The following is a 16,069-nucleotide window of genomic DNA, read 5'->3' as shown; positions in this document are numbered from 1 at the left end:
CGCTAAAAATTCCCAATGATTTCAACGCCATTTTGTCCCCGCCCGGCGCGGGCTGCCTCAAGCTTTCCGAGCGACGGGTGCTGATCGGCGAAGTATATTGAACATTGTTCAATCTCTAGGTATAAATATTGAACGATGTTCAATTGCCGCGTGGCGACCAGCAAGTTGTATGCTGACGACCACACGCCCGGAGATCGATGCCATGCTCCTGTCAGTGTCCCCTCGTCTCACGTTCGCCCCGCCGCAGACTCGCGAAAAGTATCTGATCGGCACGTTATTCGTCCTAACGCTGGTTGCCCTGCTGGCGCCGGCGTTGCCTGCCTCCGCATGGCATACGCCGCATTTCGTCGACACCCGGACGTGGCTGGGTGTACCCAACGCCGGCGACGTGCTCAGCAATCTTCTCTTCCTGGCGATGGGCGTCTGGGGCCTGGCGCGGCTGCGTGCCTGCCGCGATGCGCCCGTGGGTGCAGGTTGTCTCTTCGTGGGCCTGATCCTCACTTGCATAGGGTCGAGCATCTATCATCTCGATCCCGACGCGCCGCAGCGGCTCGTGGCCGATCGTCTCGGCATGGCAGTGGCGTTCGCGGGTTTTCTCGGCATCGCGACCAGCGAACGCATCAGCGTGCGCGCTGGCAAGGCGGTGGTGGTGCTGGTGACGGCTGCGGGCCTGCTCGCGGCTTGGGTGGCCTACAATAATCTCACGCCATGGGTGGTCGTGCAGTTCGGCGGCATGGCGGTTGCCGTGGGATTGGCGCTGACCCGGCCCCGCCCTGGCGCGCTTGGCGTGCCGCTCGGCGCCGTGATCTTCTTCTATGTGCTGGCAAAGCTCTTCGAGCTGGGTGACGTGACCATCTTCGAAGCGACCGGGCACATTGTCTCGGGCCACACGCTCAAGCATCTGGCCGCCGCGCTTGCGGCGTGGCCGGTGATATGGGCGTTGCGGCCTACTGGCCGCGCCCCGTCCCCTCATTGAGCAGACACGCCACTTGATGCGCATCGCCGGCGTCCACCAGCGCCGGCCGTTCGGTCCTGCACCGCTCCATCGCAAACCGGCAGCGGGTGTGAAACGCGCAACCCGGCGGCGGATTGACCGGGCTCGGCACGTCGCCGTCGACCAGCGGCGCGAGCTTCTTCGCAAGCGGGTTGGCGACCGGCACGGAAGCGAGCAGGGCCTGCGTGTAGGGATGCCTGGGATTGCGGAACAGCTCGTCCTTGTCGGCGATCTCGACGATGCGGCCGAGATACATCACCGCGACGCGGTGGCTGATATGGGCGACCACGGCGAGGTCATGCGCGATGAAGAGATAAGAGAAGCCGTGCTGCTTTTGCAGGTCGATCAGCAGATTGATCACCTGCGCCTGAATCGAGACGTCGAGCGCGGAGACCGGTTCGTCGCAGACGATCAGGCGCGGCCCCAGCGCCAGCGCGCGCGCGATGCAGATGCGCTGGCGCTGTCCGCCGGAAAATTGATGCGGGAAGTTGCGCATCTGGTCTGGCCGCAGGCCCACCTGCTCGAACAGCTTTGCGGTACGCGCTTCCAACTCCTTGCCGCTTGCGAGCCCGTGCACGGCGAGGGGTTCACCGACAATATCGCCGGCGGTCATGCGCGGATTGAGCGAAGCAAAGGGATCTTGAAATACGATCTGCATCGAGCGCCGATGCGGTCGCAGCGCAGACTTGGAGAGACGGGTGATGTCCTCTCCGTCAAGGCGGATCTGGCCCGAAGTCGGCTCGACCAGCCGCAGCACGCTGCGCGCCACCGTCGATTTGCCGCAGCCGGATTCGCCGACAAGGCCGAGCGTCTCGCCGGTATGAACCGAGAATGAGACGCCGTCGACCGCGTGCACGGTGCCGACCTGCCGGCGCAACACGCCGGCGCGCACCGGATAATGCTTCTTGAGATCGGTGACTTCGAGCAGCGCTTCGGTCATGCCACCTCCGCCACTTCGTCCGCGCGCCAGCAGGCGGCGAGGTGGCCGCCACCCCAATCGGCCAGCGGCGGATATTCTTCGCAGCGTTTGATCGCGAGCTTGCAGCGCGGCGCAAAGGCGCAGCCTTTCGGCAACCGCACCAGCGACGGCACGGTGCCGGGAATTTCGTTGAGCCGCGCCTGGACCGGAACACCTGACGCCGGCACGGCCGGGATCGAGGCCATCAGCCCGCGCGTGTAGGGGTGCTTTGGATCGGCGAATAGCGCTTCGACGGTGGCTTCCTCGACCTTCCGTCCGGCATACATCACGATCACACGCTGCGCGGTTTGGGCTACGACGCCGAGATCGTGCGTGATCAGCACGAGGCCGGTGCCGAGCTCCTTTTGCAGGTCGAGGATCAGCGCCAAAATCTGCGCCTGGATGGTGACGTCGAGCGCGGTGGTCGGCTCGTCCGCGATCAGCAGCACCGGCCGGCAGGCCAGCGCCATCGCGATCATCGCGCGCTGGCGCATGCCGCCGGAGAGCTGGTGCGGGTATTCCCGCGCACGCCGTGCCGGCTCGGGGATGCGCACCAGTCGGAGCATCTCGACCGCGATGTCGCGGGCCTCTTTGGTTGACAAATTCCGATGCAGCCGCACGGCCTCGACGATCTGGTCGCCGATCCTCATCACCGGATTGAGCGATGTCATCGGCTCCTGGAAAATCATGGAGATGCGGTTGCCCCTGACAGCGCGCATCTCGGCTTCATCCAGCGCCAGCAGATCGGTGCCTTCGAGCGACACGGAGCCGCCGACGATGCGGCCGGGCGGGTCCGGCACCAGCCGCATCAGCGAGAGCGCGGTGACGCTCTTGCCGCAGCCGGATTCGCCAACAATCGCCAGCGTCTCGCCGCGCCTCACGGTGAAGGAGATATCGTCCACCGCCCTAAACAGGCCGGAGTTCGTGAAGAACACCGTCTTCAGGTTCTTCACCTCGAGCACGAGATCGAATTCTTTTGCCATCAGCCGCGCTGCCGGGGATCGAGGATGTCGCGCAAGGCGTCGCCGAACAGGTTTGCGCCGAACACGGCGAGGCTGATGGCGATGCCCGGAAAAATCACCAGCCACGGTGCGGTGCGGACATATTCGGCGGCGGACTCCGACAGCATGCGACCCCATGACGGATAGGGTTCGGGAATGCCGAGGCCCAGGAACGAGAGCGAGGCTTCTGTCAGGATGGTCGAGCCGAGTTGCGCGGTCCCGAGCACGATCAGCGGCGCCAGCGTGTTCGGCAGCACGTGGCGTAGCGCGATGCGCACCTCGCTCATGCCGATCGACTTGGCGGCCTCGATGAATGGCAGCTCGCGCAGCGCCAGCGTGTTGGCGCGGATGACGCGCGACACGGTCGGGATCAGCGGAATTGCAATGGCGATGATGACGTTCGGCAAGGACGGGCCGAGTGCCGCTGTCATGATCAGGGCCAGCACCAGCAGCGGCAGGGCCTGCAAAACGTCGGAGACACGCTGGAATACGAGATCGACCCAGCCGGAGAGATAGCCCGAGGTCAGCCCGACGATGACGCCGATGGCGCCGCCGAGCGCGGTCGAACCGATCCCGACCGCCAGCGAGATCCGCGCGCCGTGGATGATGCGGCTGAACACGTCGCGGCCGAAGGAGTCCGTCCCCATCCAGTGCGCCATGCTTGGGCGCGCCAACGCGCGCGCAGCGTCGATCGTCAGGGGATCGTAGCGTGCGATGAAGTCGGCAAAGATCGCCGTGAGCACGAACAGCGTCATGATGACGAGCCCGGCCGCGCCCAGCACATGCCGCTGCGCGAGGAACAGCACGCGCCGCCAGCCGCCGGTCGCATGCGCCCCGGCGCGTCTCAGTTCAACGTCATAGTCGATCGCGGCCAAACAGCTCTCCTAATCCGTATACCTGATCCGCGGGTCGAACACGGCGTAGAGCATGTCGACGATGAAATTCGCGCTCACCACCACGACGGCAATCAGCATCACGAGGTTCTGCACGATCGGATAATCGCGCCAGCGGATCGCTTCGACCAGGAAGCGCGCGACGCCGGGGATGTTGAACACGGTTTCCGTTACAATGAGGCCGCCGATCAGGAACGCGGCCTCGATGCCGATCACGGTGATGACGGGCAGGATCGCGTTCTTCAGCGCGTGGTGATAGTTCACCGCCGCGTCGGATGCCCCCTTCGCGCGGGCGGTGCGGATATAGTCCTGTCGCAGCACCTCCAGCATCGAGGATCGCGTGATGCGCATGGTCAGCGCGGCGCTGCGGAAGCCGACGGCGGCGGCGGGGACGGCGTAGGTCGCGAACGCCTCGAGCCAGGTCTGCGGATTCGGGTTGAAGATCGGTATCTGGCCGAACATCGCCACCGACGCGGTGAGGATGAGCAGGCCGAGCCAGAACGAGGGCAGCGACAAGCCGCTGAGGCTGACGACGCGTAATGCGTAGTCGAGCCGCGTTCCCTGCTTCACCGCGCTGATGACGCCCAAGGGAATGCCGATCGAGGCCGAGAACAGCAGCGCAAGGCCGGCGAGCCGAGCGGTGATCGGAATGCGCGGCAAAATTTCCTGAAGCGCCGGCTTCTCCGAGACATAGGAGTAACCAAAGTCGCCGCGCAAAAAGCCGCTGATCCAGTGCCAATATTGCACGATTAGCGGTTGGTCGATGCCGAGTTCCTTCTCCAGATTGGCCTTGTCGGCGGGATCGACATAGCCGGCTGCCGCGAACAGGATGTCCACGATGTTACCGGGGACGATACGCAGCAGGAAGAAGATGACGACCGAGATCCCGAACAGGGTCACGAGCATCAGGAACAGGCGCCGCACCAGATAGGCAAACATCCCGCGCCCTCCCGTCGAGCCGTCAGCGCGCTACTTGTCCATCCAAACGTCTTCGTACCGGTACCCATTATACGAGCTGTTCGACATCACAGTCACGCCCTTCACATAAGACTGCCAGCAGGAGCCGGTGCGCGCGTGAAAAATGATGGGGCGGGCGACGTCCTCCTGCAACTTCTTGTCGATGTCCCACACCAGCTTCTTGCGCTTGCCGACGTCGGTCTCCTGCGACTGCACGTCGAACAGCTTTTCGATCTCCTTGTTGCAGTAATTGGTGTAGTTGCGCTCGGAGCCGCAGGAATAGTTCTCGTAGAAGGACTGGTCGGGATCGTCGACCGCGTTGCCGGTCAGGTTGAGCCCGAGCATGTAGTCCTTGCGTGCGATCTTCGGGAACCAGTTCGCGGTTTCGACCACGTCGAGCTCGCCGTCGATATAGATGCTCTTGAGCTGGTCGATCAGGATCACCGCGGGGTCGCGGTAGACCGGGATGTTGCGGGTCGAGACCTTCACGGCGAGGTGCTTGTCCGGCCCATAGCCGGCCTTCTGCATCAGCTTCCTGGCCTCCTCGCGGTTGGCGTTCACGTCGGGGCCGTAGCCGGGAATGCTCTCGAGCATCTCCTTCGGCATTGCCCAGAGACCAGCCGGAGCCGGCTCCATGGTGCCGCCGACGTCGCCCTGGCCCTCGAACATGATCGAGATGAAGGCCTTGCGGTCGAGCGACAGCGCCATGGCGCGGCGGATGTCGATATTGTCAAACGGCGGTGCGGACGAATTGACGATGATGTTGGTCGCGACATTGTTGGGCTCGACCACGCAGACCGCGTTCGGCGCCTGAGATTTCACGTCCTTCAGCAAGGGAATGCTGACCTCGGTCGGGAACGCCATGTCGAACTTGCCGGCGACGAAGGCGAGGATCGCGGTCGAGCGGTTCGGGATGATGGTGAACTCGATACCGTCGAGATAGGGCCGGCCCTTGCGCCAATAGTCTGTGTTCCGCGTCAGCTTGATCGATTCATTGGCCTTGAACTCGACGAACTTGAACGGGCCGGTGCCGATCGGATGCGTGCGCATGTCGCCGGGCGAAACGTGGCAGGGATAGACGGGCGTGTAGCCCGAGGCGAGCAGCGCCAGCAGCGACGGCTGCGGCCGCTTCAGGTTGAACGAGACCTCGAGATCGCCGTTGGTCGAGATATCGTTGACCTGATCGTACCAGGTCTTGCGCGGGTTCTGCCGGAATTTTTGCTGCGACTTGCCCATCAGCATGTCGAAGGTGCACTTCACGTCGGCGGAGGTGAACGGCTTGCCGTCGTGCCATTTCACGCCCTGGCGCAGCTTGAAGGTCAGCGTCTTGTTGTCGCTCACCCAGGCCCAGCTCTCGGCGAGCTCCGGGACGATATTGTCCATCCTGTTCTGGGCCTCGTCCTGCTTGTAGATGACGAGGTTGTTGAAGACAGGCATGAAGGGAACATTGAGCGAGTAGGTCGCGCCTTCATGGATCGAGGCGTTGCCGGGGCTGTCGCGGTGATACATCCGCAGGATTCCGCCCTGCTTGGGCTCGCCGGCGAATGTGACGGTCGAAATCGCCAGCAAAGACAGCGCCGCCATCGCGGCGAGCGCCCGAACGCTCCGCATCCTCGTCCTCCCAGACATCGGCCTTTGTGGCCTGTTTGCCCGGACGATAGCGACGCCCGCGCAGCGAGGCAACCGGCAAGGGCAGCGCTGCTCTCGACAATTCGGATGACGGAAGGCCGCCATGGGAGAGTGCGGGTGCGAACGCGCTGAGCGGCGCGCTCTCAAACAATCCGCGACGTCTTGTTCCCCCAGTACCGATCCCTGAGCAGCCGCTTGTACAGCTTTCCCGTCGGCAGCCGCGGCAACTCCTTTTCGAAATCGACCGAGCGCGGCACCTTCTGCCGCGACAGTGATGCCCCGCAGAAGGCGATAAGCTCTTCGGCGAACGCTGGCCCCGGCACCACGCCGGGCATCGGCTGCACCACCGCCTTCACCTCCTCGCCCAGATCGGGATTGGGCACGCCGAACACGGCGGCGTCCGCGACCTTCGGATGGGTGATCAGCAGATTTTCGCATTCCTGCGGATAGATGTTCACCCCACCGGAGATGATCATGAAGGTGGCGCGGTCGGTCAGGTACAGGAAGCGATCCTCGTCGACATAGCCGACGTCGCCGACCGTGCTCATGCTGCCGTCGGCCGAGCGCGCCTCTTTGGTCTTCTCGGGGTCGTTGAAATATTCGAATGGCGATCCGGTCTTGAACCAGACCTGGCCGGGCGTGCCGGTCGGGCACGGCTTCATGTTCTCGTCGAGAATGTGGAGATCGCCGAGCAGCACCTTGCCGACGGTGCCGCGATGAGCGAGCCATTCCTCGCTGTTGCAGGCGGTGAAGCCGAGGCCTTCGGTCGCGCCGTAATATTCGTGGATGATCGGACCCCACCATTTGATGATGTCGTCCTTCACCAGCGCCGGGCAGGGTGCGGCTGCGTGGATCGCGATCTCCAGCGACGACAGATCGTAGCGGCTCCGCACCTCTTCCGGCAGCTTCAGCATGCGCGAGAACATCGTCGGCACCAGCTGGGTGTGGGTGATGCCCCATTTCCCGACGAGCTGGAGGTAACGCTCTGGATCGAACGTCTCCATGATGATGACGGTGCCGCCCATGCGGATCGTGAGGTTCACGGCCGCCTGCGGCGCGGAATGATAGAGCGGCGCCGGCGACAGATAGACCATGCCCTCGCGGTAGTGCCAAAGCTTTGTCAGGAAATCGAACAGCGGCAGATTGTGCTTCGGCGGCTCCTCCGGCAGCGGCCGCAAGATGCCTTTCGGCCGACCCGTCGTGCCGGATGAATACAGCATGGCGGTGCCAAGCCATTCATCCTCAATCGGGGTCTTCGGCAGATCGGCCGTCACGTCCGCAAGGCCGACGATGCGGTCGCTCTCGCCGGGACCGTCGGCGACGATGCAGAGCTTGACGTCGGGGCAGGCGTGGATCGCCTCGCGCGCGATGTCGAGCTTTGCAACGGACGTGATCAGGATTTTTGACTGGCTGTTGACGAGGAGATAGGCGAGCTCGCCTGCGGTGAGGAACGAGTTGATGCAGGTGTAATAGAGACCGGAGCGCTCGCCCGCGCCGCAGGCTTCGAGGTAGCGCGAATTGTTCTCCATGAAAATCGAATAGTGGTCGAGCCGTTTCAGGCCGTGCTTGCGGAACAGGTGCGCCATGCGGTTGCTGCGCGCGTCGAGCTCGCGATAAGTGACGGTCTCGCCGGTCGCCGCCATGATGAAGGCAGGCTGGAGCGGGCGTAGACGGGCATGCTGACCTGGGTACATCAATCCTCCGGCTTTGAGATCATGCGGCAAGAAGCAGAATTTCGCGCACCTGCGCTGGACCGTCGATCTTGCGCGGATTGCGCGGGATCCAGTTCGTGCGCATCGCCTGTTCGGCAATGGCGTCGAAATGTTCCGTCGAGACGCGTACGTCCGACAGGCTTCGCGGCATGCCGAGAGCGCGGATGAAGGCATCGAGCACGTCGGCGGCGTTGTGGCCGGGGAAGCCCATCGCGGCCGCGACGATCATCTGGCGCTCGGCATTGGCACTTGCATTCCAGCGCATCACCGCTGGCAGCATGATGCAGGAGGTGTAGCCATGCGGCACGTCAAAGGCCGCGCCCAGCACGTAGCCGATGCCGTGGCTCGCTCCCATGGGAACGCCGGCGGCCAGCGCGCCCATCGACAGCCAGGTGCCGATCTGCGCATCCATCCGCGCGTCGAGATCGCCAGGATCGGCTTTGACCCGCGGCAGCGCGTCGGCAAGCATCGCAAGCCCCTTGACCGATTGTGCGTCGGCATAAGGATGCGTCTCGCGCGAGCAGATCGCCTCGACGCAATGGTCGACGGCGCGGATGCCGGTGGAGAGAAACAGCCATTCCGGCGTGTGCACGGTGATGCCGGGGTCGAGGATGGTTGCGCGCGGCACCGTCAGCGGATGCCGCAGCATCTGCTTCACATGCGCGCTGCGGTCGGTCACGCCGGCGATGGATGAGAACTCGCCACCGGCAATCGTGGTCGGCACGCTGACCTGACGTACCGTCGGTGCGATCATCTCGGGCGCAACACCCTTGTGCACCCGGATGCGCTCGATGCCGTCGATATTGTCGATGCCGTTGGCAAGACAGAGCTGGACTGCCTTGGCGCCGTCGGTGATCGAGCCGCCGCCGACGGTGACGATCAAATCGGCACCCGCCTCGCGTGCGGCATTGGTCGCCGCGATCACCGCCTCGCGCGGCGTATGCGCCGGCATGGCGTCGAACAGGCCGGCGCAGCGAGCGCCGAGCGCCTGCCTGATCTTCTCGATTTCGTCGGTCTCTCGGTTGAGCGTGCCCGAGACCATCAGGAAGGCGCGGCGCGTTCCCAACCGGTCCATCTGCGCGACGATGGCTTCAGCCGCCGGATGGCCGAACACGACCTCCTCGATCGCGCCGTAAACGACACGTCCCTGGTGCACGCCTGTCCTCCCCGGACAATTCGTCTTTGTTTTTGTAGGGGTAATCTAGCCGAGCCGGCCCTGCCCGTCATGTGCGAAGACGCTGGCGGTCTCGGGACGTCCGCTCCGTCATAGCCGGGCTTGTCCCGACCTCCACGCCCTGCCACGCGGCACAAGGAACGTGGATGCCCGGGCATGACGGGAGCGGAGGCACTCACCGCCGCCCTCCATTCATGAGCCACGCGAATAAGTCCATTCGCACCCCGCCTACTAATCACCGCGTGGGAAGCCGGCTATCTCGCTGTCAACCCGCCATCCGGCCAGGGCGCTCCTCCGAGCGTTGCGCGCGTTTTGGTCTTGAAGAGTTCATCAACTCCACCCATCTTGTGGCGCCCGCGGGTAGAGGCGTATCCTGCATTTTCCGTGGCTTTTGATGCGAGGACCTGGGATGAGCGGACCGGACGGAAGCGAGCCATTTGTGAAAAAGCACGATTTCGTTCAACCTCGGCACATCGCCATCGCCGGCCTTCTCGCCGCAGCCTTTGCGCTCGCGGGTTGCGGACAACCCTCGTCACAAGCCTCCGCACCGCCGCCGGCTCCGGTCACCGTCGCCCAGCCGGTCAAGCGCACCGTCACCGATTGGGACGAGTTCACCGGCCGCTTCGAGGCGGTCGAGGAGGTGCAGGTGCGCCCCCGCGTCGGCGGCTTCGTCAACTCGGTCGAATTCCAGGACGGCGCCATCGTGCACCAGGGCGATCTGCTCTACGTGATCGACCCGCGTCCGTTCGAAGCGGTGGCCGAGCAGGCTGATGGCCAGCTCTCCGACGCGCGCGCCAAGGTGGAACTGGCCAAGCGCGAGCTCGACCGTGGCCTGAACCTGGTCCAGACCAGCGCGGTCTCGGAGCAGGCCGTCGACCAGCGCCGCCAGGCCTTGCAGGCGGCGCACGCGGCGGAGACGCAGGCCGCAGGCGCGCTGAAGGCCGCCCGGCTCAACATCGAATTCACCCACGTGACCGCGCCGCTCACGGGCCGCGTCAGCCGCCATCTCGTCAGCCCCGGCAACCTCGTGCAGGGCAGCGATACCGGCACCTCGACGCTTCTCACCTCGATCGTCGCGCTCGATCCGATCTACGTCTATTTCGACATGGATGAGGCGACCTTCATTAAATACAGCAAGCTGTGGTTCGAAGGCCGCCGCCCGAGCTCGCGCGACACCGCGAACCCGGTGCAGGTGACGCTGGCCGGTGAGACCAAGCCGTCGCATGAGGGCACCATCAACTTCCTCGACAACCGCCTCGACGTCTCCACCGGCACGCTGCGCAGCCGCGCCGTCATCAAGAACACCGATCTGTCGATCCTGCCCGGTCAGTTCGGCCGCGTCCGCCTGATCGGCAGCGCGCCTTATGAGGCTCTGCTGATCCCCGACGTCGCCGTTGCGACCGACCAGTCCCGCAAGATCGTGTTCGTGGTCAAGCCTGACGACACCGTCGAGGCGCGTCCCGTCGTGCTCGGGCCGCTCGATGAGGGCCTGCGCGTGATCCGCGAAGGGCTGAAGCCGGAGGACCGGGTCATCGTCAACGGCATCCAGCGCGCCCGCGTCGGCGCCAAGGTGGCGCCGACTGCTGCTCAGGCGCCGGCCGGTGGCAAGTCATGAATCTCGGCCGTCTCTCCATCAACCAGCCCATCCTGGCGATGGTGCTGTCGATCGTGCTGCTGATCGTCGGCGCGCTCGCCTACACCACGCTGCCGGTCTCCGAATATCCGCAAGTGGTGCCACCGACCGTCGTCGTCACCACGCAATATCCGGGCGCCTCGGCGCAAACCGTGTCCGACACGGTCGCAGCTCCCATCGAGCAGCAGATCAACGGCGTCGAGGACATGCTGTATCTCTACAGCCAGGCGACCTCGAACGGCCAACTGACGATTACCGTCACCTTCAAGCTCGGCACCGACCTCGACAAGGCGCAGGTGCTGGTGCAGAACCGCGTCGCGATCGCGCAGCCGCAATTGCCGGATGAAGTGCAGCGCAACGGCGTCGTCACCCGCAAGAACTCGCCCGACATCCTGATGGTCGTGTTCATGCTGTCGCCGGACGACACCTTCGACCAGCTCTACATCTCCAACTACGCGCTGCTCCAGGTCCGCGACCAGCTGCTGCGCATCGACGGCGTCGGCGACATCCAGATCTTTGGCGCGCGCGACTATTCGATGCGGCTGTGGCTCGACCCCGACCGCATCGCCAATCTCGGCCTGACCTCGACTGAGGTCCTTGCGGCGATCCGCGCCCAGAATGTGCAGATCGCCGGCGGCCAGATCGCCGAGCCGCCGATCGCCGACCGGGCGTTCCAGCCGAATCTCGTCTTCACCGGGCGCCTGAAGGACCAGAAGCAGTTCGAGGACATTTTGATCAAGGCCGGCTCCGACGGCCGCACGGTGCGTCTGCGCGACGTCGCCCGGATCGAGCTCGGTGCGCTCGCGTACTCCACCAACAGCTTCCTGTTGCGCAAGTCGGCCGTCGCCATGCTGGTGACGCAGCGGCCGGGGTCGAACGCTCTCGCGACGGCCAAGAACATCTCCGACACGATGACGAGGTTGAAAGAGAGTTTTCCGAAAGGCCTCGACTACAACATCGGCTACAACCCGACCGAGTTCATCGCGCAGTCGGTCCACGAGCTGATCAAGACCATCTACGAGGCCATGCTGCTGGTGGTCATCGTGGTGCTGGTGTTCCTGCAAGGATGGCGGCCCGCGATCATTCCGATCATCGCGATCCCGGTCTCGCTGGTCGGCACGTTTGCGGTGATGGCGGCGCTCGGTTTCTCCATCAACAACCTCACCTTGTTCGGTCTCGTGCTCGCCGTCGGCATCGTGGTCGACGACGCCATCGTGGTGGTCGAGAATGTCGAGCGCCATCTCGAGCATGGCCTCAGCCGGCGCGACGCTGCGCTCAAGACCATGGAGGAGGTCGGCGGCGCGCTGGTCTCGATCGCGCTGGTGCTGTGCGCGGTGTTCGTGCCGACCGCCTTTCTCGGCGGCATCTCCGGGCAGTTCTTCCAGCAATTCGCCGTCACCATTGCGGTGGCGACCGCGATCTCCTGCTTCTGCTCGCTGACGCTGTCACCGGCGCTGGCTTCGCTGATCCTCACGCCGCACGAGGAGAAGCGGCCGCCGGCTGCCTGGAATCTGATCGCGCGTGGCTGGAATGCCTTCACCGGCGTCTTCAACCGCGTGTTCGACCGTCTCGCGCACGGTTATGCCGGGCTCGCCAATTTCGTGATCCGGCATTCGGTGGTGATGATCCTGATCTATGTCGTGCTGATCGGCAGTGCCGGCTGGCTGATCGGGACCACGTCGCAAGGCTTTATTCCGGCGCAGGACCGCGGCTACGTCATCATCTCCGTGCAATTGCCGGGCGCGGCGTCGCTGGCGCGCACCACGGAGATCGTGCGCGAGATCGAGCGGATCTCGCTGGATACGCCGGGTATCATCCGCGTCGCCGCTTTCGCGGGCTTCTCCGGCGCGACACGCACGCAGGCTGGCAACGCGGCCGCACTGTTCCCGGTGTTCGATGAACCCGAGGTGCGCCTGAAGAAGGGGCTGACGGCGAACGCCATCACGGGCGAGCTGCGCAAGCGACTCGCCGCGATCCAGGGCGCGTTCATCATCGTCATTCCGCCCCCGGCCGTGCCCGGCATCGGCACCGGCGGCGGCTTCACCATCCGCATCCAGGACCGCCAGGGCCGCGGGCCGGAGCTGCTTGCTGCGGCCACCGACGAGCTTGTCGCCGCAGCGCGCAAATCCCCTTCGCTGCTCGGTCCCACGGTGTTCTCGCCGTTCTCGGCCGGCACGCCGCAGCTGTTCGTCGACATCGACCGCACCAAGGCGCAGAAGCTCGGCGTGCCCATCGCCAACATCAACGACACGATCCAGACCTATTTCGGATCGACCTATGTCAACGACTTCAACTTGTTCGGCCGCACCTATCACGTCACTGCCCAGGCCGACTTCCCGTTCCGGAAAGAGCCGAGTGATCTCTCGCGGCTGCGCACGCGCAATGCTTCGGGCGACATGGTGATGCTCGGCAGCGTGGTCGAATTCAAGGACGTCTCGGGGCCCGATCGCGTCGCGCGCTACAATCTCTATGCGGCCTCCGAGCTCCAGGGCGAGCCTGCGCCGGGCACCAGCTCGACCACCGCGCTCAACGCCATCAAGAAGCTCGCGGACGACACCCTGCCGAGCGGCTTCACCTTCGAATGGACGGATCTGTCCTATCAGCAGGTCACCGGCGGCAATGCCGGCCTTTACGTGTTCCCAATCTGCGTGCTGTTCGTCTATCTCGTGCTCGCCGCGCAATATGGCAGCTGGACGCTGCCGTTCGCGGTGATCCTGATCGTGCCGATGTGCCTGTTGGCGGCGACCATCGGCGTGCGCATCATGGGCCAGGACGTCAACATCCTCACCCAGATTGGTTTCGTTGTGTTGGTGGGGTTGGCGGCAAAGAACGCGATCCTGATCGTCGAGTTCGCGCGCGACATCGAGAAGGAGGGCAAGCCGAGGCTTGAGGCCGTCATCGACGCCTGCCGGCTGCGACTGCGGCCGATTTTGATGACGTCCTTTGCCTTCATCCTCGGCGTGCTGCCGCTGGTGATCTCAAGCGGCTCCGGCTCGGAGATGCGGCAAGCCGTCGGCGTCGCCGTGTTCTTCGGCATGATCGGCGTCACCCTGTTCGGCCTGCTGTTCACGCCGATCTTCTATGTGGTGGTGCGGAACCTGGCCGAGGGGCCGAATGAGGGGAAGAAGCCGGAGGCCGCGGCATAACGTTTCGACAACGTCGTCCTGGCTTTCGCCAGGACGACGGCATTCTGTGAAGCCGCCGCGCCCATACTAACGGCCTACGCCGAAATGGATGGGCAGGCCTCCGGTTCTTCACTACACTCCGCGCGATTTCAAAACAGAACACTGCTGGGAGCTAACACATGAAATCAGCACTTTTGGCCGCTGTCGCAATGTCGGCCTTGCTGCTGGCCGCACCGGCGTCCGCGCAAGGTGTCAAGATCGGCATCCTCAACGACCAGTCCGGCGTCTACGCCGATTACGGCGGAAAATACTCGGTCGAAGCCGCCAAGATGGCGATCGAGGATTTCGGCGGCGAGGTGCTGGGCCAGAAGATCGAGATGGTCACCGCCGACCATCAGAACAAGCCGGATCTCGCCACTTCGATCGCGCGGCGCTGGTACGACGTCGAGAACGTCGACATGATCACGGAGCTGACGACCTCCTCGGTCGCGCTCGCGATCCACGAGCTCTCCAAGGAAAAGAAGAAGATCGACATCGTCGTCGGCGCCGCGACCTCGCGTCTCACGGGCGACGCCTGTCAGCCCTACGGCTTTCACTGGGCCTATGACACCCGCGCGCTCGGCGTCGGCACCGGCGGCTCGCTGACCAAGGCGGGCGGCGACAGCTGGTTCTTCCTCACCGCGGACTACGCCTTCGGCTACGCACTGGAAAAAGACACCAGCGAGATCGTCACGGCCAATGGCGGCAAGGTGATCGGCTCGGTGCGCGTGCCGCTCAACTCCTCGGACTTCTCGTCCTTCCTGCTCCAGGCGCAGAGCTCGAAGGCGAAGATCGTCGGGCTCGCCAATGCCGGCCTCGACACCACCAACTCGATCAAGCAGGCGGCCGAGTTCGGCATCGTCTCCGGCGGCCAGAAGCTTGCCGGGCTGCTGATGACGCTCGCCGAAGTGAACGGTCTCGGCCTTCAGGCCGCGCAGGGCCTGGTGCTGACCGAGGGCTATTACTGGGATCTCAACGATCGCACTCGCAATTTCGGCGAGCGCTTTTTCAAGCGCACCAGCCGGATGCCGAACATGATCCAGGCCGGCACCTATTCGGCGACACTGAGCTATCTCAAGGCGGTCAAGGCCGCCGGCACCAAGGACCCGGACGCGGTTGGCAAGAAGCTGAAGGAGCTTCCGGTCGACGACGATTTCGCGCACGGCGGCAAGGTGCTCGAGAACGGCCGCATGGTCCACGACATGTATCTGTTCGAGGTCAAGAAGCCGTCGGAGTCGAAGAAGCCCTGGGACTATTACAAGCTGATCGCCACCGTCCCCGGCGACAAGGCGTTCTTCACCGCCAAGGAAAGCGGCTGCCCGCTGACGAAGTAAGTCTCGTGTCCCGGACGCGCTGCAGCGTGAAACGCTGCTGCGCAGAGCCGGGACCCACGCATCTCCACGCCTAGCGGCCCGGCTGGGTCCGGTTCAGCGGCGCAGCGTTACACGCTGCACCGCGCCCGGGACACGTGCGCGCGTGATGCCACGCTTCACTAGACCAGCCGCAACACCACCGCCCCGATTGCCCCCGCCCACAGCGCAATGGCGGCGATGCCCTGGATCATGAACCCCGGGCCGCGTTTTGCGGCTGCCTTCGAATAGCCGATGAAGTAGACAACGCGCCCGATGATCCAGACCGCGCCGATGCCGGCTGCGATGGCGTCGCCGATATAGATCGCGAACAGCCAGAGCGCCGGCAGGACAATCGGCATCCATTCCAGCGTGTTCGCCTGGATGCGGAAGGCGCGCTCGAAGTCGGGATGGCCCGATATCGCCGGCACCTTGACGCCCGTCTTCGACCGGGATCGCGAGACGTTCATGATGGTGAAGAAATAAAATGCAATCGCCAGCAGCGTGACGAGGGCGGTGAGATGATACATCGCGGAAGCCCCAATAGCGTTTTCGAGCGAAGTGGATACCGGTTCGCGTCGAGAAAACGCGTCAAAACGAGAACC

12 protein-coding genes are annotated in these 16,069 nt (G+C 64.4%); 4 read left to right on the top strand and 8 right to left on the bottom strand.

Going from position 1 to position 16,069, the window contains the following annotated elements; genetic code table 11:
- Positions 1–169 precede the first annotated feature (169 nt).
- Complete coding sequence (locus tag B5V03_RS29855) at positions 170–976, top strand: hypothetical protein (RefSeq protein WP_129273974.1); 807 nt, start codon at positions 170–172, stop codon at positions 974–976.
- Here B5V03_RS29855 and B5V03_RS29850 read toward each other — a convergent pair.
- The 7 genes from B5V03_RS29850 to B5V03_RS29820 all read right to left on the bottom strand — a co-directional run bounded on the left by B5V03_RS29850 (position 948) and on the right by B5V03_RS29820 (position 9,300).
- Positions 948–1,934: an ABC transporter ATP-binding protein gene (locus B5V03_RS29850; RefSeq protein ID WP_129273973.1), complete on the bottom strand. Its 987-nt coding sequence runs from the start codon at positions 1,932–1,934 to the stop codon at positions 948–950. The genes B5V03_RS29855 and B5V03_RS29850 overlap by 29 nt on opposite strands.
- Entirely contained in the window at positions 1,931–2,935 is a 1,005-nt protein-coding gene (locus B5V03_RS29845) for an ABC transporter ATP-binding protein (RefSeq protein WP_129273972.1), read from the bottom strand. The genes B5V03_RS29850 and B5V03_RS29845 overlap by 4 nt, the downstream gene beginning before the upstream one ends.
- Positions 2,935–3,828 carry an ABC transporter permease gene (locus B5V03_RS29840; RefSeq protein WP_129273971.1) on the bottom strand — a complete coding sequence of 298 codons (894 nt, stop codon included), beginning with the start codon at positions 3,826–3,828 and terminating at the stop codon, positions 2,935–2,937. The genes B5V03_RS29845 and B5V03_RS29840 overlap by 1 nt, the downstream gene beginning before the upstream one ends.
- Positions 3,829–3,837: 9 nt before the next feature.
- Positions 3,838–4,785: an ABC transporter permease gene (locus B5V03_RS29835; RefSeq protein ID WP_129273970.1), complete on the bottom strand. Its 948-nt coding sequence runs from the start codon at positions 4,783–4,785 to the stop codon at positions 3,838–3,840.
- Positions 4,786–4,815: 30 nt separating this feature from the next.
- Positions 4,816–6,414 carry an ABC transporter substrate-binding protein gene (locus B5V03_RS29830; RefSeq protein WP_129273969.1) on the bottom strand — a complete coding sequence of 533 codons (1,599 nt, stop codon included), beginning with the start codon at positions 6,412–6,414 and terminating at the stop codon, positions 4,816–4,818.
- Between the two features lie 161 nt (positions 6,415–6,575).
- Complete coding sequence (locus tag B5V03_RS29825; RefSeq protein ID WP_129273968.1) at positions 6,576–8,126, bottom strand: AMP-binding protein; 1,551 nt, start codon at positions 8,124–8,126, stop codon at positions 6,576–6,578.
- 19 nt (positions 8,127–8,145) lie between these two features.
- Positions 8,146–9,300 (bottom strand): iron-containing alcohol dehydrogenase, encoded by a 1,155-nt coding sequence (locus B5V03_RS29820; protein ID WP_129273967.1) that lies wholly within the window; start codon positions 9,298–9,300, stop codon positions 8,146–8,148.
- A 427-nt stretch (positions 9,301–9,727) separates the two neighbouring features.
- Between B5V03_RS29820 and B5V03_RS29815 the strand changes: the two genes are divergently transcribed.
- The 3 genes from B5V03_RS29815 to B5V03_RS29805 all read left to right on the top strand — a co-directional run bounded on the left by B5V03_RS29815 (position 9,728) and on the right by B5V03_RS29805 (position 15,449).
- Positions 9,728–10,933 carry an efflux RND transporter periplasmic adaptor subunit gene (locus B5V03_RS29815; RefSeq protein ID WP_164988375.1) on the top strand — a complete coding sequence of 402 codons (1,206 nt, stop codon included), beginning with the start codon at positions 9,728–9,730 and terminating at the stop codon, positions 10,931–10,933.
- Positions 10,930–14,097, top strand: coding sequence for an efflux RND transporter permease subunit (locus tag B5V03_RS29810; protein WP_129273965.1), 3,168 nt, complete (start codon positions 10,930–10,932; stop codon positions 14,095–14,097). The genes B5V03_RS29815 and B5V03_RS29810 overlap by 4 nt, the downstream gene beginning before the upstream one ends.
- A gap of 158 nt (positions 14,098–14,255) precedes the next feature.
- On the top strand, positions 14,256–15,449 hold the full coding sequence (locus tag B5V03_RS29805; protein WP_129273964.1) for an ABC transporter substrate-binding protein: 1,194 nt from the start codon (positions 14,256–14,258) through the stop codon (positions 15,447–15,449).
- 158 nt (positions 15,450–15,607) lie between these two features.
- On the opposite strand, the gene B5V03_RS29800 is transcribed toward B5V03_RS29805, so the two are convergent.
- Positions 15,608–15,994 carry an MAPEG family protein gene (locus B5V03_RS29800; protein ID WP_129273963.1) on the bottom strand — a complete coding sequence of 129 codons (387 nt, stop codon included), beginning with the start codon at positions 15,992–15,994 and terminating at the stop codon, positions 15,608–15,610.
- Positions 15,995–16,069 lie beyond the last annotated feature (75 nt).

This window comes from Bradyrhizobium betae, assembly GCF_004123905.1.
Lineage (GTDB): Bacteria > Pseudomonadota > Alphaproteobacteria > Rhizobiales > Xanthobacteraceae > Bradyrhizobium > Bradyrhizobium betae_A.
This window is presented reverse-complemented; position numbering and strand designations above follow the sequence as displayed.